This is a genomic window from Ruegeria sp. AI3, from assembly GCF_056541245.1.
The window spans coordinates 1-20,145 of the sequence record NZ_JBQFYA010000018.1; the positions used below are offsets into that span (position 1 = coordinate 1).

Sequence of the window (20,145 nt, forward strand, 5' to 3'; positions counted from 1 at the left end):
CCGTCAGCCAGAAAAGATCAGACATGGTCACCGCTCGATTTTCGAACCGTGAATCACGCAGCAAAGCGGAAATCAATGGGTCCTGACCCTAACCGTACTGATGGCGCGCCGCCGTCCATCGGTATCCGTCAGCGGCTGTTTCCAGATATCCCAGACCGGGAAGAGAGATGTGCGACCCGCCCATCATTATGCGATCCGCAGCAACCATATCCATAGTCTTGACGCGGGTTTCACGTGCCAAATCCTGATCAGTGTCAAAGCCAATGGTCACGGCGGGCATAGCGAGTTGCACCGCTGGAACATGAACAATGTCGGCCGCAATAAGCAGGACATCGCCGTCACTTTCGAGCATCAGGCCCGTATGGCCGACGGTGTGGCCGGGCAGCGCCATAGTCGAGAGCCCAGGAGCGATTGCGGTTTCTTCAGCGCCAAAAGGCTCAATCCGTTCGCCAAAACCATCGAGGGCGGAGCGTGCAAGGTCAAACGCAGCTTTGAAGGCATCGGGAGCCTGCGCCTGAATCTCCTCGCTGGTCCAGAAATCGATGTCAGCGCTCGCTACCCGGAGTGTCGCGTTCAAATAAGGATTACCAGCTGGCGAAACCGTGCCGCCGATGTGATCGCCGTGCAGATGGGTGAAGACCACCGTGTCAATAGCGGCCGGATCAAAGCCGAGGGCGTTCATCACGGAGGGCAACTTGCCAAGGGTCGGTCCGAAGATTTCGCCGGTCCCCGCGTCGACCAATATTTTTCTATCACCAATTTCGACCAAAAACGCATTGACCGCGCTCGGATGCGCGTCGGTGGCTATGTGCGCATTGTCGAGCAAGGTCGCGAACTCTTCCGGTGTTACACCGGAGAGCATTTCAGGTCCGATCGAAATGAACCCATCGGACAGCACGTGCACCGTCGCCGAGCCCACCTGGTAGCGCCGCGCCGCTACGAGGCCCTCCGCTCCGAGGGGCGCGACGTTCCACCCCAATGCAGCGAGGCCCGAAGTGATGCCTGTTCCGGCCAAGAATACGCGTCTGTCCATGATTGTTCTCCCAAATTTCTCGAGACTACCCCTCACTGTTGCTACCCTAGCAGTAATGGGGACGGCGTGACACTAAGGTTGAATGCGGCGCCCGTTGAAAATTCAGTGATCGGCCAATCGCCGCTCGGTCTAGGCGAGCTCTGCAAAGGAAATCCATTGATTGCCGCGCAATCGACAAAGGTCCGGTATCACTGGCTGCGCTGCAACGCCCAAGTGTTCTGGCGAACGACCGCTTTGGGCCGTCCTCAAGAGAGCGCTCTAGTCCTCAAACGAAAATGCTGCGCTTGCCTAAAGGTCTGCCTTAAATCCAGGCCGGACGTGTCGAATGCGCTTCAACCGACTTTCTTGGAGTACATGTGCGAATTCGTTGTTGAAAGGTCAGGTGATAATTCGAAACCTGCCTTTTCAAGCACCCGAGCGCTTGCCGGGTTTTCAATGCTGACACCTCCCAGCAGCCTCACCGGGCCGTCCTTTTCTGCCGCTGACACCAAACCTTGGACGAGTTCTGTTGCGACCCCCTGACCCCAAGTTGCTTCACCGAGCAAATAGCCAATATGAAGTTCTGGCGCTTGCGAGTCACTGGGGTCGGACGCCAAAATCAACAGTCCGACTAATTCGGAGCTGTGCCTCCAGTTGACACGAAAAACGTCGCTTTCCTCAGCGCGTTCGTCCACCCAAGAAGCAATGTCGTCATCTCCGCTCAGGTGCAGAGGTGATGGAAGATGCTCAAGCACACGGCGTGACAATATCGCAGACAAAGCAATCTCCAGCCCTCGGCGCGCTTCCCGGTCTCCCAATGTCGATTGCCAACTGTGAACCGAAAGCCTTTCAGTGAGGAACGGATCCATGTGTCAGGTACCAGCATTTGAACTGAAGATGTCGTGAAGATACCGGATCACGGTGAAAAGTCGAATGTCCGTTTCGTCCGCAAAGTAGAAGTTCAAGCAAGTTGCAGCGAAAGACCGCTCTGCGGACAAAGTTGCCGTAGACTCATCGCTTTCTGATGACTGGTCTCAGCCCTAAGCGGACCTTCAAAATCCGACTTTGCAATTCTAGTGTTGCGGACAAGTTAGGCCGCGTACTGCCAAGCTCTGTTTCAGTTCATTTTGCCTGACAACGTTTGTGTCGGCAGTTGTCCAAAGAGTGCTCTGTAGTCTCGCGCGAACTGACCCATGTGCCAAAATCCGTAAGCGTTTGCGATGTCCGATATACTCTCCTCTGGCGAGCAGGATACCAGTTCATGGCGCACAGCACCGAGACGGGCTCTTAGATAAAACTGCTTGGGGCTCACCCCATATGTTTCCTGAAACGCGCGACGAAGAGTGCATGCGGATACCTGAATATCTGCACATACTTCACCGATTGACACGTTATCCATCAAATGGGCCCGCATGAACTCAACGGCTTGTTGTGCTAAACGGGTTCTATTTTTACTGTTTCGCCGATCACTCCATTTTTCGCCTACCACCAGCATTTCCAGAAGCTCTAAGATCATATCACTCTCTTCACTATCAGAGCTTGGTCCGGCCGCTGATCCAATTAGAAAGCGCGCTTTGTTTTTGACTAAGGAATGAAGCTTGCCAGCGTCGCTAACGAAAGATCTTATAGCGTCATTTCGCACGGTGCTGATATCAAGACCGCAATCGTTGGCGATCCGTTGAGCCCTTCGGATGTCGATGCCAAAGGTCAGGCCTGTGAGCGTTGAATTGCTCACGCCTTCAAAAGGGTCTCCGCTACCAAAATTCATCAGAGCGGTGTCTGAGGGTGAGCCGTTAAGCCAAGTCCGTACACTCCCTTTGTCTGGTAAGCCAAACGCTAGAATGTCAGGGCGAGAAACACCGGTTTGGTACACAGCCTTATCAAACGACAAATCAATCATTTGAAGGTCAAGACCTGCCCAAACGGATACCGAAGAGTTCATAGTTCCCTCTTCGATTTGGCGTAGCTCGACATCCCATTGGGACAGCTCGCGGAATTGCGAAGGGTCCTGCAAAAAAAGTGTGTTTGGGGCGCAGGTTTTTTTGGGGGCTGATCGTTTTTTGATGTCGTCCATTCCGCCCCGCAGGTAGTTTTCATGAAATGTTATTCGAATATGTAGGCTTGGACAATTGCAAGACAAAGCAGACAAATCGAGAGGGAAGAGGTTCGGACGCCCATCGTTGCCTGACGATACTGCGCGCACCGAACGCGTCGTAACGCTGCTAACCAAAAGCGAAAAAGAGTTGTTGCGCTCACAGGCTGAAGACAGCGAACTCTCCCTTTCAACCTTTTGCCATCATCTGATCCTTGAAGGTCTGAAAACAAGTAAATCATGAAACAGGGGTATCTCATGAAATCAAAACTGTTCCTCTCCGCGCTGGTCTTTGCCGGCTCCGCTATCACGGCGGCAGCTCAGGACAGCAATATCGTGCATGATGCGGAATACTATGTGCTGAAGCAGCAAAACGAAGCCGTTTGGGTCGAGAACGACGCACAGGTTGACCAACTGCTGGCCGATTTTCGTGAGAAAAACGGAGGGAACCCTCCAAACATCTTCTACATCCTTATTGACGATATGGGTTTTGGCGACATGGGTATGCCCGAGATGAACGCGATACGCGGGTATTCGACGCCCAATATCAACGCGCTCGCAGAGGAAAGCATGCGGTTTGCGCGCATGTATACCGAGCCGTCCTGTACACCGTCGCGGGTCGCCTTCATGACGGGTCGCCAGCCGTATCGCAATGGGATGGGCGATACGGCCGTCGACATTTCAGGTTTTGGCCTTGCCGATGAAGAAGTCACAATTGCCGAAGTTCTGAAATCCGTAGGCTACAACACCTCGCATGTTGGCAAATGGCACATGGGCGACATTCAGGAATCCTGGCCTACTTATCAGGGCTTTGACTACGCCGCGTTCCCCATCCATCAGCAGGGCCAGTTGGCCATCTTCAACGAAGATGCAGCCAAGGAAGAAATCACCATGGCCATAGGGGAAGACAACTACAATTCCAAATACACGCTGGATGATTGGTTTCGCCCTGATCCGGGACACATGATTACCGGCCTTGAAGCTGTTATTGGCGGGGAGGTTCGCGAAGTCCATATGGAACCGGGTGAGAAATGGACCCAGGACAAATACAATGAAATGAATATCCGCTATCAGGCACAGGCGATGGAACAGTTGCGCCTGCTAGCAGAACGGGATGAACCGTTCTTCCTGCAATACTGGCCGCTTGTCCCTCTGTCGACAACGCGCACGACGAGAGAGGCGTTCACGACACCCAACGGCGGTACATTCGTTGAAAGCATGGAAGAGCTGGATGAATGGATCGGGGTCATTCTGAACGAAGTCGATGCGCTGGGGCTCAGGGACAATACCCTAATCGTTTTGATGGGCGACAACGGTCACTTCACCAAATATGCCCCCGGCAGTGGGTTTTCGCCGCTGGTCTTCCGCGGCGGCAAGGCCGATACGTCTGAAGGAGGCGTTCGGGTGGACGCGTTTGCCCGCCTGCCCGGCTTGATCGAGGGAGACTCGATTGTATCTGACATTATTCATATCTCTGATTTGTTCACGTCAATTGCGCGTATCGGCGGAGCGATGGATGCCATCCCCCGCGACCGGATCATTGACGGTGTCGATCAGACGTCCCTGATGTTTATTGGCGATACGCATGGGCGCAGGGATCATGTACTGATCTACTCGATCAATTCGCTGAAAGAGGTGGTAAAGGAACACATCAAACTCAAAGTTCCGGCCAAAGGTGAAAATGCTATCGTGGCCAAGTTCTACAACCTGTTCCGCGACCCCCGCGAAGAACAGAGCGTATCGACCGAGATCGGAGCATGGGCTGGACACGAGTTTAACCGCATTATTGCCCGCCACCTGAAATTCAAGGAAATGTACCCCGATCAACCGGCCGCGACTGGACGTCCCTATGAAGGTATCGTGAACCTTCGTCCTGAAACCGTCGCAGCGGTGGATGCCTTTGTCGCCAAGCGGGACATTCAGCCCGACTAAAAGGTGAAGCTGATAAGAGTCATGCAAGCCCCGCATCAGATAATGATATGCTTGATGTGGGGCTTGGCATCCACAACAAAAATTCTGGAAACAATATGAAAATCCAAGCGCTTGTCCTTGCATTGGCGACTGGCATTGTTGCGGCCCCAGCAATCGCCGATGAAAACGCTTCAAACCCTTTGGCCGCAGTCAACAACACGGACATCCGGTATCAGTATTTTGATTTGGGCAACGGTGCTGACAAGCAGGACGCCTTTATAGATGGCGCATACATGCTGCGGCCTGATCTGAAACTGAAATATGAGTTGCACTACAACTCAACGGATGTGACTGGAACTCGGTTCACTGACTTTGAGAAATTGAGCCTCAAAGCGATCTATTTCCCTTCTCAGAGACCGCTCAACGAAACGTGGGCCATCAAGTCGGCCATTGGTCTGGAGTGGATACTGGACTTTGGCGACCCGGGAAAAGGGATCGGAACCGGGTCCGATCAAATTGCGCCTTTTGGCGGGTTCGCCTTTGCAAACACAAAATCAGGGCTGACGCTGATCCCACTGCTCCAGCATTTTGCTTCATACAATGGCCCGACGGACATAAACCAAACCGCGATGCGGTTGATTGCGCTACAACCGTTTGGCGATGGGTACTGGGCCAAGGCTGATATCAAAGCACCATATGACTGGGAGAACGATGCTTGGCCAGCGACCGCTGAGTTCCAGATTGGCAAGAACCTCAGTCCTGGCATCGCAATTTATGCTGATTTCCTCATCGGTATAGGTTCCGACCGCCCCTACGATAAAGGTGCCGGCTTAGGTTTGCGTTTCAACTACTAGTTCACCCACACCCAACCTCGGCGAAGATCATCTATGTCACAGTCCAGAACTCTGTTCAGCGATTTGTTTTCTGCGTTTATCTTGACCCTTCTTGGAACTGCCTTGAGCCAATCCCTGCCCGCTCCGGGTCGGTAGGAAACAAATTGGCGTCACGCCGCATCATTCTATCTGTTCACTCCGCTCTAAACTCGGGGAAGATCAACAGTCTCTGGGCGATCCGCTGAGTTGGATTTGAACCTTGAACCTGAATCCGTCGTTCGCGCTTCTAATCCCCAGCCATCGATGCTTAGGCCCAGAGTTCTGAGAAAATAGACTTCTAATACGATCTGTACCCAAGATTTTGCAAAGTCCGCTTTCTGCGCATTGCTGTCATTAGGACATCGCGCAGCATCGGTCAAAATGGGCTCAGTGCAGACGTTCGCACAGTTGCTGCGAATGACCGCTACGCGGACAAAGCGGACATATTCTTGCGCCGAATCTTGTCATCCGTATGCTCATTTTAACGACAGAAGAAACGGAGCATGCGCATACATGAAGTTTTTCTCCAGCAGATCTTTCTGGTCATTCTCAATGGTTTTGGTTGCGTTGACGACCTTACCAAGCCTTTCATTCGCACAAGTTTCGGAGAGTGTAACATCTCAAGTCATCTATGTTCCTTCCTATTCGCGAGTTTTTACGCAGGAGGGGCGCAGCGAACCGCTCTCGTCTACCCTCGTTGTGCACAACATTAGTCTGCAATCAGAGATCAAAGTTGAGCGCGTCGAATATTACGACAGAGCGGGGCAGCTTCTGGAAACTCTCATAAATGAGCCCGTTCAACTGATGCCATTTGGGTCGATGAATGCGCTTGTACCTATTGGTAGTGTCGGCGACGGGATTGGTGCGAACTTCATAGTTACTTGGTCGGCAGAAATACCGGTACTACCCCCCATCGTTGAAGCAATCATGGTCGGTGGAAGCGGCACTCAAGGGATCTCGTTTACAAGTCGAGGTCAGGTGTTGTCACAAAAACCGTAGCTCCCATCATCACTCTTGCTTCGACATAGCCAACTTGACCGTCAAGTTAGTGCTTAAGCACCAGTGACCAGCTCTCTGCCACTGCGGCTGGATCTAGCTTTGGGTTTCAGGCTGACATTGGTGCATTTGCTCAGAGGGCTACTCAGGGCGGAAAGCAGACAAAGCAGACTTAGGCAAAATATTAAATTGATCTGTTCCTTCATCGCCTTACGCTGGGGACAGGGAGGATCAGGTCATGTACCGCACATTCGTTTCTGCAATTTTTGTGGCCATTGCCACGACCTGCTCGGCGCAGGATTACGATATAGTCATAACGAACGGGCGGGTCATCGATCCTGAGACAGGATTGGACGCCATCCGAAATCTCGGGATCAACGGCGGCGAGATATCCGCAATCTCCGAGTTCGCCATGGAAGGTTCGTTGGAGATCGATGCAACTGATCTTGTTGTAGCGCCAGGGTTCATCGATTTGCATGCACACGGCATGAACTTGGGCGACATGCGTATGCAGGCGATGCAAGGCGTAACAACTGTTTTGGAGTTGGAGTCCGGTATCCTCCCTATTGCAGATTGGTATGCTGAAATGGAACGGCAGCAGACGCCACTGAACTATGGGGCGTCTGCCGCTTGGACCTTTGGCCGAATAGCTGCGTTCACAGGTGAAGGGCCTGTTGCCGAACTATCCTATTTTCAAGATGCGCAGAGGTTCGACGATTGGAAGACACAAATCGCTGATCCGCTTCGTATGGCGGAGTTGTTGGACTTAGTAGAGCAAGGATTGAAAGAGGGGGCATTGGGAATAGGCGTTAATGCAGGATACGCGCCTGGATACGGACAAAAAGAATACTTTGCTTTGGCAAATATGGCCGCTGACTATGGCGTGGCCACGTATACGCACGTGCGGTACGCATCGAATTTGGAACCGCAGGGGTCTTTTGAGGCAATAAAAGAATTGATTGCGAACGCCGCGCTTACAGGCGCACACATGCATATCTGTCATATCAACAGTTCTTCATTGGAAGACATCCACGCCACCCTTGATTTGGTAGAACGTGCGCAGGCTCAAGGCATTAACGTCACGGTAGAGGCCTATCCTTACGGTGCCGCGAACACCGTTGTAGGAGCCGCGATGTTCTCAGGAGACGGATGGCGAGAACGCATGAGCTCTACGGCACAGAACTTTCAACTGGGCTCAGATCGCATGACAGAAGAGGAGCTCACCGATTACCAGAACAACGAGCCTGGCACCTTTGTTACGTGGCATTTTCTGGACGAGAACGATCCTGATGCGCTCGCGCTATTGGATGCATCCGTTACCCACCCAGCAGTAATGATTGCCTCGGATGCGGTGTTCTGGTCCTACTTCGACGAAAGCGGGGCTGTTCTGAACTATGAAGGGAGTGATTGGCCACTTCCCGACAACGTTTTCAGTCACCCAAGGTCTGCTGGAGCGTTTACCAAAATCCTTCGGTCATATGTGCGTGAACGGGGTTTGCTGTCGCTCGAGGAGGCAATTCGCAAGATGTCCTTCATGCCAGCTTAAACGCTCGAGGAATTCGTTCCACAAATGAGGAAGAAGGGGCGGCTGCAAGTAGGAATGGATGCCGACATTGTCGCCTTTGACCCTACGACCGTATCAGATCTAGCCACATACGAAAACGCAAACCAACCCGCTGTTGGGGTGCAAGCCGTTCTCGTAAACGGCACGTTAGTTGTTGGTGATGGTGAACTCAAAATAGACGCTGACTCAGGTCAACCAATCCGCCGTAAGCTCGAAAGATAAGGTGACCGCTTTGGGCTCGATGCAGACATCTGACAATAATCGTCGGATGTCCAAGGCGAGATCGTAAGCGGACATTCGTTGACGGGGACTCTCTCCAGCACCGTGCCGTTCAAAGACTAGTGTCAGACTTTTCTCCTACGCCTGATCTGACGATATCCATCTCATCTGAGGGATAGGGCTCTAGCAGTTCAAACGCCCGCGCTGCGCTGCCATCCAACCAGACCTCATAGTCACTAGGACGGAGTATGACTGGCATTCTCTGCGGATGTATCGGACGCACAATTTCATTCGCTGAGGTGGTTATCACTGTGTACGCTGGAACCTCTTCTCGCCCTTCTTTGCCTTCGTATCGCGATACTTGCCACATCCCGGCAAACGCAAATGGTGGGCGAACCCCGGAGCCCTTGAGCGCGAACCAGTGGTATGTGGCTGGATTGCGCCCTTGCGCCTCGCAGAACGAACTTGCAGGTACGAGACAACGGCGCTCTTCGAAGCTGTTCTTCCACAGCCCGCTCTTCAGGACCTTGTCGTCCCGCGCATTGTTCCAGGCATGAGGTTGCAGGATGGCACCAGTCTTTTTTGATTTCTTGGTCGTTCGAAACCCCCATGACAAAGACACGAGTTCACGCGCCCCGTCTTCGTCTTTCCTGACGATGGGCGCCATGTGCTTTGGGTAGATTGCTGGAAGTGGTTCCGCGTTTCCGAGCCTGTCTTTTTCTAAAGCGACGTCGAATAGCTGCCGCATCGCATCTGCCGGGGTCGTATTCGAATAGAGGTTACAGTAAACCAGTGGCGGACCGAGGAGGATTCGAACCCCCGACCCCTTGATTCGTAGTCAATGCATATCCGACATGCACATACTTGAATCTACTATATAAACTATTGAATATAGTCGTTTTTATATAATTGATGATGACGCACGATGATTGACACTGACGCCTGATAACGTACATAGACTGACATATGACTGACACGAAGTGTAGGCACCTGGTAAAATGGCAATCAAACTTAGCGCCCGCAATCTGGCCGAGGCGCAGGCGGGGAAACTGATCTGGGATACTGAGGTTAAGGGCTTTGGCGCACGCAAAGCCAACAATGGGGATGTAACGCTATTCCTTAATTATCAGGTGCGCGGAACTGGGAAGTATAAGCGCCTCACAATTGGCAAGCTGGGCGAGTTGACGGTTGATGCGGCCCGCAAGAGGGCAGCCCAGATGCGGCTAGAGATACGCACAGGAGCCGACCCCAGCCAGCAGGCCGAGACAGCAACAGCCAAGGCCAAACACGGCGACACCTTGGGCCAGCTTGTCTCGCAATGGCTCGACAGCCCCAAGCACAATTGGAGTGCCAGCACCCGCGACGGCTACGTTGGAGCGATGCGCCGCGACGTTCTCAATTCTGACGCCGCCGACGTTAGAATAGGTGACGTAACACGCGCCGACCTGATGCGGATTGTGGACCGCGCGACAGACCGCAGTGCATCCAGTGGCGCGTTGACTTTCCGCACCCTCAACAGCTTTCTGACTTGGGCGGATAGCCGAGGGCTGACGGAGGTAACTTTACCAAAAGCCAGCAGAGCCGCACCCACGCCTAAGCCACGCACCCGAGTTATGGCTGAGGATGAGATTAAGGCACTCTGGGACGCCGCCGAGACTTTGACGCCTCTTACGGCAATTGCGGGCCGCCTCGCTCTGATGACCTGTATTCGCACAGGAGCCTTGCAACAATTGCAGCGCGATTGGATTCGACAAGACGGTATCGTCTGGCCTGCCGAGGTTATGAAAGGCAAGCGCGAGTTTTGGACGCCCCTTACGCCTTGGGCATACGACCAGATACGGCCCGTTCTCGCTCAAGAGGGCGCGGTATTCGGGCAAGGCACGACACGGCTAAAGCAGGCGCTGCCCACATGGCGCAAAGCGGCTGGTGTTGATGTCACGCTAAAACCGCACGACGTGCGCCGAGCAATGCGCACTTGGGCCGCCGCCAGTGGTTACGGTTTCGAGGCCAGCGAGGCGGCACTGGCGCACGAGGTGCAACGCACGGCATTGGACAAGGCTTACATGCAGCACGATTATTCCGATGAGGCCGCCGAGGTTCTGCGCGGTTGGCAAAATCATGTGCAGGAGTTGGTCGCGTGAGTAATTTAAAGGATACTTGGTGGGTGCAAATCACCTATCCCGAACAGAGAATGCTAGACGATATTCTGAGGAAACAAGTCGAGAGTATTAATTCTGAGGATGTCGAAGAGTACGACGCAACAACTATCGCAAGATATGCTCGGTTAGTTGAAAAAATAGGCTTCGAGCCAAAGCCGGAACTTGAGTTTTTGGAAAAAACAACGAAGCGCTATTTTCTCTCTTTCGACGAACGACAACAATTGTCCGCTTTGCTTTCGATAGAGAGCAACAGGCTTTTTGAAGTCGCGCATGAAAATATGGGCGATGATTCATCGGACAAAAGTCGTGGTGATGATTTTGAAATCGTTCGACAGAGTTTCGAAGGCATAGGCCAGCTAAGAGCGTTAAAGGACAGGTTAGGTGGTGGAATTTCCCTCTACTTTTATCCCCAAGAGTCCGAGGATGACGAGACCGCGAGGCTTAAGTATGATTGACTATGTAACGACACATTCGGAGGCTGGGTGGAAAAAACTAGCCTTTTTTACAATTGCGGTTTTTCTGCTCACGCTAGCAGAAGCAGCAAATGCTCAAACAACTTGCACGGTTTGGTTGGTTCGCGACAACATTGCGACGACTAATCTCTACAACCCAATGGATGAACGACCACAGACAGAAACTGTTACGTTCGACGAAGGTAAAATTACGACAAAACTGTCACTCTCCAATTGGATACTGGGCTATTCCGATGAGTGGGACGGAATTTTTTCCTGCACTGGGCCGCATGACAATATTTGCCATTCGAGACACGGCGATTGGTGGTCGGCAGACGAACTTGCAAGGAGTTACCAGCTAGATGTTTGGGGCAATTTCTTAACGTTTGCGGCAGTAGATCAGACGGGCCACATAACAACGTTGCTGTACCGCATTCAATCCTGTGACGGGCCGCTATGATTTACCAAGTGAACGAAGCCATAGACAGCCTGCGCACGAGGTGCAACGCACGGCATTGGACAAGGCTTACATGCAGCACGACTATGCAGAGGAAGCCGCCGAGGTTTTGCGCGGCTGGCAGCACCACATACAGGAGTTGGCAACGTGATAGACCCCGAATTTTATGGTCCAATAATTGTTAAAACGTTCGACCTCAAAGAAATGTTTAAAGAAGGCCGATTGGAGGAAGGTCTGGATGAAATTGAATCCGTTCTGCGTCAACTTAAGGAACGCAAGGATCAGATGTTAAATCGCGGGACTTATTCTTATGGACCAGCAATGGACGTGGCGTTGTGGGGGCAGAAAGCGTTACGGCTCCAAACCGGAACAGAAATCCACGACTTTCTAGATTCGATACATGGACTTTGGAGCGTGGTTTACCATCGCTCTCAAGATGCAGAGCGGCTGTTTGAATCAAACGCAGACGAAGGCGCGAGAATTGCTGCAAAAGCGGAAGGTGAAGCCCTTGAAATAATAATTGAAATTCTCGGGTCATTGAGCATTACGTTGTCTAGCACAGTAGGCCGTATATGATCGACGACATAACGGCAGCCATAGACAGCTTGCGCCCTCTGGTGCCTGAGTTTGACCGCGCGTGGTATGCGGCCCAGCGTGGCGAGGATTACCCAGTAGCGGATGAACTGGCGGTTGATGTGGTGGCGGTGCTTGAGGCTCTGGCCCGAGAGGCTGCCTCGGACATCCTTGCTCTTGGTCTCAACCCGGATGACAGGCAAGAATTACGATACGCCGTTGCACAAGGTGTTACGGCCCCTGCCCTCGCCTTCTATCTGCAGTGTTACGAGGCCAGCGCAACGTTTCGATACTGGGCCGATGAGGGCGACTTTGACGCCCAGCTTGGAGCCGTGGAACTTGCGGCGCACAAATGGCTGGGAAGTCTCAGCACAAGCCCAGAGGCCGCCGAGTTGCGCAGCGCCAAGGCACGGGCCGCGATAGCCGAGTTGCAGGTTAAGGGCCAGCAGAGCGGCAACACGCGCAAGGCCGCCAACACGAAAGCCCGCAAGGCCGCCGCCTGGGCCGTGTTCGGTCTCGACAAGCCGAGCGGCAAGAGTTTGGTTGCGAGGCTCAAGACAGCCACGCCCGAGCAATTGGAACGGCTGGCCGAGATTTACAGTTATGAGGATGAGGGCGAGTTTTTGGCCGACGCGATGGACAAAAACTCTGGGCTTCGTTCGTACCTGAAACGCGACAGCGCAGGGTAGCTGGCGGGGGGCAAGCATTGTCTGCCCCCCTTTGCTGTAGTGACAGACGCTCAAATCTGCCCACTATGGATTGTCACCGAGAATCACGAATTGTGAGGTGACACGATGCGACACGCACAGGCTGCCATATCCGAGCAGCTACTGACCGCCAAGGAAACCGCCAAGATACTGGGCATAGCGCACGAGACGCTTGCCAGATGGCGTGCGCAAAAGCGCGGCCCCCGCTGGACGCAAACGGGCCGTTACATTCGTTACAGACGCTCTGACGTTGAAGCGTGGCTATCTGATGATGATGAGGCCGCCTGATGTTCGATATACAAACCTATCTTGATGTCATGCTGGCTGGCGGTTGCGAGGAAATGTGCGCCGCTGATGATAGCCTGCAACAGCACCTTCTATCCCTGCCCGCTGGGATAGCCCGCGCCAAGGCTCTGATTGAGGCAAAGGGCGCGGTACTCAACGCAGAACATGGCGACGATTGCCGCACGGACCTTTGGCTTTTGTCTGATGACATTCACCTGAACAGTTTCCTGCGTGGTGCGGATAAAATGGCCGAACTGGCGAAAGAAGTCCGAGTCCTACTCGCCCAAACGTAACGAGGCGGCCACCGCAGCCGCCCCGCTTAGTCAGTTTTCGTGATCAATTGAAACGCGATTACGATAACGGACTGGGCGTTTTCCGACAAGGAAATCCCCAGATGCGAATTCAATGGACGCACGACAAACCGAACGAGGGATATTGCGGCCTCATCCGTGTGAGGATTTGGGAAGCAATACCCAAAGTCTCTTGGAAAGCCTCAGCAGAGGCATTGGAGAAAATTCCAAGTACTTCCTATTTGCGCCCCAGTGGCCATGTAATGACCGAAATGCACGCGACCGAGGAACAGGTGCGTGCCGCCGCCGTGATGCTGTGTGCGCGTCTGATGGCGGATGAGGTGGCGGCATGAATGTGCAGCACATGAGCAACCGAAACGACATTTGGCAACGCGCCTTTGCCGAGCGGAACTGGCTGATATTTGCCGTTACCGAGGCGAACCCCGAGACAGGCAAAACGGGCAAATACCCGACGATGCCCAACGGCGTGCGGTATCCATACAGGAAAGATGACGCCGCGCGGTTTACCCACGCCGAGGTGCAGCTACACCTTGGTTTGCCACGGCCCGAAAACCTAACGTCGATCAATGGCGACAAGATCATAGGTTTTGAGACTGGCTATCTGTCACGGCCCGACTCGGTTCTCGCTCTTGCCGATCTGGACAATTGCCGCGACCCCGTAACAGGTGCTGTGTTGCCTTGGGCAACCGAGATATTGAACCAGACGCTTACCTATGCCGAGGCCAGCGTATCTGGCACGGGCGTGCGCGTTGCGATGCAGAGAATGCAGGGCGATGAGCAACACAGCAGCAAGGAAGCGAACGATTGCGGGTTCTTTGCCGATGGGGGCCGCGCCGCCGTCCTGACGTTCAAACCGCTGCAAGGCTACAATGTCCAGCCAGCCCCAGCACCAGCCCTGCGTGATGCTATCCTTGCCCGTCGCGGCCCTATAGCTGCCGGGGGTGATGTTGCCACGTCTGAAATTGAAGCAACGGTATCCCCTGCCCTTATGGCCGCCCTGTTGAATGCTCTGCCCAATGACGGGCCGCCGAACGGCAGCAAGAAAAAGCGCGGCCTCACCTATGACGATTGGATAAACGTAGCACTTGCCGTGTGTAACAGCTTGGGACATGCCGAGGGGTGGCCGATCTTTGACGCTTGGAGCCAGAAAGCCGAGAAATACGACGCCAAAGAAACCGCAAAGGAATGGAAGGGTCTAAAGCCTGATGGCCGCCTGACACTCGGTCGTGTTCACTACCTCGTTGAGCAGGCCAATGGCGGCACATTACCGCCCGAGGTGGCGCGTCTCATGCAGGAGCGACGTTTGGAGCCTCACAAAGCCATTATGCCGACGGCAGAGGCGGCACTGGCGAACCTGCAACGGACAGCGTTGCAGCCCGTTCTGCAGCCGCAGGTGGTGAGCGGGTATAAGGGCAAGCGCACGTCCAAGCAGTTTACAGACGGATACGAGCCTTTTGATTATCTCTTGGATGGTGTCCTTCAAACTGGGCGTATTCAGGCCCTGACGGGCTTTACGGGCCACGCCAAAACAACAACCGCCCTGCATCTGGCCATTGCCGTTGCACGAGGTGCGCAGTTTTGCGGGCAGGATACGTTGCAAGGGTCCGTTTACTTTCTGGCAGGCGAGAACCACGACAATACGCGCGTTCAGTATCTGGCCGCCTGTCACGCTCAAGGCATCGATCCAGCCAAATTGCCAATCTACTGGCACGAGGGACCATTCAATGTTCAGCAGGACGGATGGCAAATCATTGCCGATGTGACGGGCATAAATGACTTGCGTCTGATTGTTGGCGACACGCACCAAGCGTTCTTTCAGGGCGACAGCGACAACGACAATATGCAGATGTTGGAAGCCGCGCGACAGTGGCGGCCACTCACCCAGCAAATCCCCAGCCGCCCGACAGTCATCATTCCCACGCACCCGAGCGGCAAGACAGCGGACAGGCAAAATCTCGTGCCGCGTGGTGGCGGCGCATTTCTAAATGAAATTGATGGCAACCTGACGACGTGGAAAGACGACATGTTTATCCGCATTCACTGGCAGGGCAAACACCGTGGCCCAGACTTCAAACCCATGACGTTTGAATTGGAGTTGTACAAGGACAGCAAGGTTTCTGACGCTAAGGGCCGCCCGTTGCAGGTTCCTGTGTTGACCGAGACGACCGACGGCAAAGTTGTCGATAGGGAAGCCGTTGCTCGTGTCGCTGAGTTACGCATTCTTGCCCACCTGTCAGTCTATCCAGACTCGTCATATCGAAAAGTTGCCGAGGGTACGTCAATCAGCAAATCAACCGTCGAAAGACGTATCAAAGGGATGATTGATGACAAGCGGTTAAAGCTGCTGGGTAAAGGTGTCTATCAGGTGACGCCCAAGGGTGACGCTTTTGTGCAGGCAATACGTATAGACGATGAGGATATAGGTTCATGACGTTTCTATATCCGCAATCCTATACGAAAAGGGTGTCCCACACCCCAAAAAGGGCTGGGACATGTCCCACCCGTTGTCTCAGGGACAAAGCGTGTGGGACAGTGGGACAAAACACCGTTTTATCCCTGTGTTGCCAGGGATTTACGCGAATAAAAGTTGTGGGACAAAATTGGGCCAAACGTCTGTCCCGCCCCACTACGGTCCCTAGAAGGACCGTAGTGGGACAACGTGGGCCAAAACGGAACGTTCTAAAGCGTGTGAACTTTACGTGTTCAACGTGTGAGTACGTGTGCTGCCATGTCTGTTGAGCGTAAGAGCAAACGGCCAGAGGTGGCCCAGCGTAAGCGTTGGTACGGTACGGCACGCTGGAAGCGGTTGCGTGCAAGAGTGCTGGCCAACGGTCCAATCTGTTCAGTGTGTCTTGCTGTTCCTGCTGGCTCAGTCGACCATATCGAACACCGTCCTGACAACTCGACGTTCTGGGATGCCGACAACCTCAGACCTGTGTGCAAACCCTGCAACAGCAAGTTGCGTCACGCTGCTGATGCTAACACCAAGCCCAACTGCATAGGCCACCGCTCACAAGCGTGGGAGGGGTATAGGAAAATACCTAACGGGGAGTTCTCCACCGAACGCGGGGCAAAGGAATCACACACAGCGCCTGTTCGTGACCGAGTGACCGAGATTTTCAACCGTTACAAGAGAGGTGCGTAACGCGAATGCCTAACCCTACAACGTCCGAAAAATCGCAACTTACGGCGATTCAGAACCAAACAGCCGAAACCGCGCCGTTTGAGACGCCAATCATGCCCGAAAGTCTCAATCCAGCTTACTGGGCTGAATGGGATGGCCTCATTCGTCACTTGCACAGGCAAGAGGCTTGGACGCCCGAGAAAGCCAGCGTGGTTGAGACGTACATAATCAACCTCGCTGCGATCCGTAGCGCCCAGATGCGTATGACTTTGGATGGCGGCCCCATTGGGCCAGACGGAAAGCAGCACCCAGCGTCTGCAATTATCGTGCGGCACTCAGGAGCCTTGAACAAACTGGGCGAACAACTCGGGCTTGGTAAAGGCAAGCTGTTGCCCGTCAAAAAGGACGAACCGCAAAATCCTGGTAATTCGGTCTGGAAAGCCTGATGACTAGTATTTCACCACACGCGCCATGCAATGACCACAAGCAGGCAGATTTTCACAATCTCGGAAGCCTGAACATAAGTCGCATTGTTCTTTTCTCCACTTGCACTCGCCCTGAGTTGCTCAAGGATCGCGCCAAGAAGTTGATGTGTCTTTCTGTTTTCGTCCATCTCTTTGCTGTCTCACTTTTCGAACCGTTTGAAACCGACTTAGCACAAATCGTTGCGAAGAGTGCTGCGGGAAGCTGACCGTATGAGCTACATCCGCCCCGTAACGCCAGCCAATCCAGATTGGGCGCACGCACCAGACGCCCAGTCGCTTGTGCCTGTACTCGACCGAGACGCCGTGACAGCCGAGCGGTTCGTAACGCTGTGCGGAAAGTTTACGCTCACCCAAGGCCCAGCGGCTGGGGATCGATTAGAGCAACACTGGCTGCCGTGGCAACGCGATGCACTCAAGGCCAGCTTTCAAGTGCGCGAGTCGCTCTGGGTTCTGGGTAAGGGCAGCGGCAAATCTGTAAGCGTGGGTGCCTTTGCTCTGGGCTATGTCATGTTGTCCTCAATTCTCGGGATCAACACGCGAGGGCAGGTTGTCATCATGGCCGCGAATATTGAAGGCGCAAAGATCGTGTTCAACCACATCCTAGAGGCCATTCTGGCGGATGATGAGTTGCGCCCCCAATTCCGTAGTAACGCCCAGTCCAAGAGCCTGACGCACGTCACGAGCGGTATCGTCATTCAAATTATCTCGTGCTCTATGCGTAACGCAGTGGGCCGCCGCCCTGTGTTACTGATCTTGGATGAGTTGCACGAGATGGCGCAACTGAGTGACGCAACCGCCGCGATCAATCAGCTGCGGCAAGGCGGCGCGAACTGGGGCCGAGACTTCAAGGTTCTCGCTATTACAACAATGAGTATCGAACCGCCCCAAGGTGAATTTAAGCGCCAGCTTGCTTATGCGCGATCCGTACGAGGCGGCGACATACAAGACCCCGACTTTCTGCCCTTGCTCTACACCTTCCCGCTAACCGAGCGACCCGACCTTGATCCGCTGGACCCTAGCGAGTGGTGGCGCGGTATGCCCTCGCTGCGCACTGCCGAGCAACCCGGCACGATGGACGCCGCCGAGTTGGAACGAGAGTTACGGCAAGCGGCTGATGCTGATGACCAAGAGTCCTTTGCCCTCACCTTGTCCCAGCGTCTTGGGATTGAGCGAAACGACAGCGCCGCCAATGCGGAAAGCATCCTGCACTTGCACTTTGACAAATGCCCGCGCCTGATACCGAGCGGCCCGTATGATTTCACCGCCGTGGGTATCGATGCAGGGGGATTGGATGACCCAGCCGCCGTATGCGTTGCCAGACGCCCCAAGACCGCCCAGCGCCGCCTAGAATTGACGGTACATCAGTTTCTCACCCAGACGGGTTATGACCGCGCACCCGATAACCTGAAAGAGACATACGACGCCGCCGTAAAGAACAAGACGTTACACATTCATGAAACGGCAGAGGCGATGCAGACCGCCATGTTCGATCTGGTGGCCCAAGCTGGCTGTGATGTTGTGGGCGGCGATGAGCACGGCCAGACGGGCTTTGCACAGGCGTTGCGTGACGCCACGGGCAAGAGGTTTGAGGCTGTGCCGCAAACGTGGGTACTAGGCGCAGCCCTCGCCAGCTTAGAGGCGCGTTTACTTGATGGCGCAATCTCGCACAGTCATTGCCCCCTTTTACTCGCAAACGTTGAAAATCTTTTGGTTGAGGAACTGGCAAACGGAAACCGCAGGCTCAAGAAACGTGACAACCGTTTGAGCGGCCAAGGATACGCCAAGATCGATGGCATCATATCCGTAATCAACGCAACGGCCCTCATAGATGAGCATGGCCACCGTGCGTTTGATGCTGGGCGACTTATTGGATGACCCAATATGGACAACTGGGAACAAAACCAGCTTATTGCAGCAGAAGAGAATCCAATGTGGAGAATACAATTGTCACGCGAAAGACCCGTCGGACTGCCATTTTCACAAGTGTATTTGAAAAGTGACGAACTGGTTGATGATAGCGAACGCTTTAGGAAGCGCCTATCAATGGCTGTGCATCACATTTCATTGGAATCCAAGGGTTACAGAGATTTAGGAAGGTACTTGGAAGGAAAACTTGGCGTAGATGGCCCGGTCTTTACCACCACACCGCTACACGATTGGAAAAAATTTTATCTTAGACTGGAAATCAGGGACGTACTGGACAGCATTACACGCATACACGAGTACTTTGCACGCCAAACAGATGCCGTAGAAAAAGTTCTAGGGAAGCAATTCTCATCATCTCAAACCCATGTAGCGCTAAGGTCTTTTCGTGCCACAATTCAGGAAATCTTCGCTGAAGAACCCATAGGGTATGAACTTGACGAAGAATTTGGAGTTCATTTCAGGGTCGACACCGCTTTCAGCTTAGAAAAGCAAAGCGCGATAAAAGGCCTCTCTGGAAAACAGTATGGACCAGCCAGAGAATACATAGAGAAAATTGACGACTGTTTGATGCAATCGCCAGCGGATGGAACTGGCGCAATACGAAACGTATTTTTTGCTGTTGAAAACGTAGGTAACCAACTGCTCGGGACAAGACAGTTTGATGGAAAGGCTATCAACGCACTCAAAAATCTCCTTGCAGTAAAATACCAAGATGGTTTGGACGATCACCTAAAAGCCGCTAACGCAACAATGGCACAGAGTTTCGGCAGTTGGGTTTCTGCATGTCATAACTACCGACATGAGAAAGGTACCGAGAAACCCCACCGACCTCCTGAGGACTTGGCTATTTTGTTGGTGAACCAAGGCTTTGGTTATGTGAGGTGGCTGGCGGCCTTAAATAACTGAAACACGCTCAAGTGGAGCGCGATTGCGACCCCAATTTCATCCGCGTTAGCGACATCCGATGCAGACTTTCTTCCCGACACAGTTTTTTTGTTTG

At 53.5% G+C, this 20,145-nt stretch carries 21 protein-coding genes and 1 tRNA gene; 17 read left to right on the plus strand and 5 right to left on the minus strand.

Annotated features, from left to right (window positions below):
- Positions 1-88 precede the first annotated feature (88 nt).
- From ACRZ95_RS20835 to ACRZ95_RS20845, 3 genes are all read right to left on the minus strand, one after another.
- Complete coding sequence (locus tag ACRZ95_RS20835; protein WP_170681044.1) at positions 89-1,033, minus strand: MBL fold metallo-hydrolase; 945 nt, start codon at positions 1,031-1,033, stop codon at positions 89-91.
- 332 nt (positions 1,034-1,365) lie between these two features.
- Complete coding sequence (locus tag ACRZ95_RS20840) at positions 1,366-1,881, minus strand: GNAT family N-acetyltransferase (RefSeq protein ID WP_170637382.1); 516 nt, start codon at positions 1,879-1,881, stop codon at positions 1,366-1,368.
- A 248-nt stretch (positions 1,882-2,129) separates the two neighbouring features.
- A complete protein-coding gene (locus ACRZ95_RS20845) occupies positions 2,130-3,086 on the minus strand; it encodes a helix-turn-helix domain-containing protein (protein ID WP_170465794.1) in 957 nt (318 codons plus the stop codon).
- Positions 3,087-3,192: 106 nt separating this feature from the next.
- Here ACRZ95_RS20845 and ACRZ95_RS20850 point away from each other — a divergent pair, with 106 nt between their 5' ends.
- The 5 genes from ACRZ95_RS20850 (at position 3,193) to ACRZ95_RS20870 (ending at position 8,429) form a co-directional block, all read left to right on the plus strand.
- Positions 3,193-3,348: a hypothetical protein gene (locus ACRZ95_RS20850; RefSeq protein ID WP_170380012.1), complete on the plus strand. Its 156-nt coding sequence runs from the start codon at positions 3,193-3,195 to the stop codon at positions 3,346-3,348.
- Positions 3,349-3,362: 14 nt separating this feature from the next.
- Positions 3,363-5,036, plus strand: coding sequence for a sulfatase-like hydrolase/transferase (locus ACRZ95_RS20855; protein ID WP_170386664.1), 1,674 nt, complete (start codon positions 3,363-3,365; stop codon positions 5,034-5,036).
- Positions 5,037-5,131: 95 nt separating this feature from the next.
- Positions 5,132-5,869, plus strand: a complete 738-nt coding sequence (locus tag ACRZ95_RS20860) for a hypothetical protein (RefSeq protein WP_170681043.1) — start codon at positions 5,132-5,134, stop codon at positions 5,867-5,869.
- 531 nt (positions 5,870-6,400) lie between these two features.
- Positions 6,401-6,886 (plus strand): DUF3124 domain-containing protein, encoded by a 486-nt coding sequence (locus ACRZ95_RS20865; protein ID WP_170554133.1) that lies wholly within the window; start codon positions 6,401-6,403, stop codon positions 6,884-6,886.
- Between the two features lie 235 nt (positions 6,887-7,121).
- Positions 7,122-8,429 (plus strand): amidohydrolase family protein, encoded by a 1,308-nt coding sequence (locus ACRZ95_RS20870; RefSeq protein ID WP_480555516.1) that lies wholly within the window; start codon positions 7,122-7,124, stop codon positions 8,427-8,429.
- Between the two features lie 349 nt (positions 8,430-8,778).
- On the opposite strand, the gene ACRZ95_RS20875 is transcribed toward ACRZ95_RS20870, so the two are convergent.
- Together ACRZ95_RS20875 and ACRZ95_RS20880 are read right to left on the minus strand one after the other, a co-directional pair.
- On the minus strand, positions 8,779-9,498 hold the full coding sequence (locus ACRZ95_RS20875; protein WP_480555531.1) for an SOS response-associated peptidase: 720 nt from the start codon (positions 9,496-9,498) through the stop codon (positions 8,779-8,781).
- Positions 9,460-9,528 (minus strand) — tRNA-Arg (locus tag ACRZ95_RS20880). Before ACRZ95_RS20880 ends, ACRZ95_RS20875 begins: the two co-directional genes overlap by 39 nt.
- Positions 9,529-9,664: 136 nt before the next feature.
- Here ACRZ95_RS20880 and ACRZ95_RS20885 point away from each other — a divergent pair.
- The 12 genes from ACRZ95_RS20885 (at position 9,665) to ACRZ95_RS20940 (ending at position 20,051) form a co-directional block, all read left to right on the plus strand.
- A complete protein-coding gene (locus ACRZ95_RS20885; RefSeq protein ID WP_170681039.1) occupies positions 9,665-10,807 on the plus strand; it encodes an integrase arm-type DNA-binding domain-containing protein in 1,143 nt (380 codons plus the stop codon).
- Positions 10,804-11,280: a hypothetical protein gene (locus ACRZ95_RS20890; protein WP_170681037.1), complete on the plus strand. Its 477-nt coding sequence runs from the start codon at positions 10,804-10,806 to the stop codon at positions 11,278-11,280. The genes ACRZ95_RS20885 and ACRZ95_RS20890 overlap by 4 nt, the downstream gene beginning before the upstream one ends.
- The gene (locus ACRZ95_RS20895; protein ID WP_170681035.1) at positions 11,273-11,737 is read left to right on the plus strand and encodes a hypothetical protein; all 465 of its coding nucleotides are present in this window, start codon (positions 11,273-11,275) and stop codon (positions 11,735-11,737) included. Before ACRZ95_RS20890 ends, ACRZ95_RS20895 begins: the two co-directional genes overlap by 8 nt.
- 144 nt (positions 11,738-11,881) lie before the next feature.
- A complete protein-coding gene (locus ACRZ95_RS20900) occupies positions 11,882-12,310 on the plus strand; it encodes a hypothetical protein (RefSeq protein WP_170681033.1) in 429 nt (142 codons plus the stop codon).
- A complete protein-coding gene (locus ACRZ95_RS20905) occupies positions 12,307-12,996 on the plus strand; it encodes a hypothetical protein (protein ID WP_170681031.1) in 690 nt (229 codons plus the stop codon). The genes ACRZ95_RS20900 and ACRZ95_RS20905 overlap by 4 nt, the downstream gene beginning before the upstream one ends.
- Positions 12,997-13,101: 105 nt before the next feature.
- The gene (locus tag ACRZ95_RS20910; RefSeq protein ID WP_170681029.1) at positions 13,102-13,302 is read left to right on the plus strand and encodes a helix-turn-helix domain-containing protein; all 201 of its coding nucleotides are present in this window, start codon (positions 13,102-13,104) and stop codon (positions 13,300-13,302) included.
- Positions 13,302-13,592, plus strand: coding sequence for a hypothetical protein (locus ACRZ95_RS20915; protein ID WP_170681027.1), 291 nt, complete (start codon positions 13,302-13,304; stop codon positions 13,590-13,592). The genes ACRZ95_RS20910 and ACRZ95_RS20915 overlap by 1 nt, the downstream gene beginning before the upstream one ends.
- A 361-nt stretch (positions 13,593-13,953) precedes the next feature.
- Complete coding sequence (locus ACRZ95_RS20920) at positions 13,954-16,041, plus strand: AAA family ATPase (protein ID WP_170681025.1); 2,088 nt, start codon at positions 13,954-13,956, stop codon at positions 16,039-16,041.
- Positions 16,042-16,760: 719 nt separating this feature from the next.
- On the plus strand, positions 16,761-17,180 hold the full coding sequence (locus ACRZ95_RS20925; protein ID WP_170681022.1) for a P27 family phage terminase small subunit: 420 nt from the start codon (positions 16,761-16,763) through the stop codon (positions 17,178-17,180).
- Positions 17,180-17,425 (plus strand): hypothetical protein, encoded by a 246-nt coding sequence (locus ACRZ95_RS20930; protein WP_170681020.1) that lies wholly within the window; start codon positions 17,180-17,182, stop codon positions 17,423-17,425. The genes ACRZ95_RS20925 and ACRZ95_RS20930 overlap by 1 nt, the downstream gene beginning before the upstream one ends.
- Before the next feature lie 4 nt (positions 17,426-17,429).
- Positions 17,430-19,094 carry a terminase TerL endonuclease subunit gene (locus tag ACRZ95_RS20935; protein WP_170681018.1) on the plus strand — a complete coding sequence of 555 codons (1,665 nt, stop codon included), beginning with the start codon at positions 17,430-17,432 and terminating at the stop codon, positions 19,092-19,094.
- A gap of 6 nt (positions 19,095-19,100) precedes the next feature.
- Entirely contained in the window at positions 19,101-20,051 is a 951-nt protein-coding gene (locus ACRZ95_RS20940; RefSeq protein WP_170681016.1) for a hypothetical protein, read from the plus strand.
- Positions 20,052-20,145: the final 94 nt, after the last annotated feature.